The sequence below is a fragment of the Bacillus sp. H1a genome (assembly GCF_000633475.1).
Lineage (GTDB): Bacteria > Bacillota > Bacilli > Bacillales > Bacillaceae_G > Bacillus_A > Bacillus_A paramycoides.
On the sequence record NZ_AYMH01000148.1, the window covers coordinates 1 to 260 of the forward strand.

Annotated in this window: 1 protein-coding gene; it reads left to right on the forward strand. The window is 32.7% G+C overall.

Translation table 11 applies throughout. The features are described from left to right. Nucleotides 1–117 precede the first annotated feature (117 nt). On the forward strand, nt 118–260 hold a 143-nt coding region (locus tag U860_RS34815; protein ID WP_162791028.1), incomplete at its 3' end, for a ParA family protein.

Below are 260 nucleotides of genomic sequence, written 5' to 3' on the forward strand. Positions count from 1 at the left end.
ATAGGGAAATATCCCTATTTCTAAAAGTAGATACTTCCCTATTTCTATAATTCTTTTACTAAAATATAGAAGTAGGGATATAGAGGACTTTTTCAAATAATAAATGGAGTGGTATAAATGGCTATTACAATTACTGTTGGGAACTACAAAGGTGGCGTTGGTAAAACCACTAATGCTGTATTAAACTCTTATGAATTCGCAAAAAAGGGGAAACGAACTTTACTCGTTGACCTTGATCCACAGAGTAATGCAACAAAATC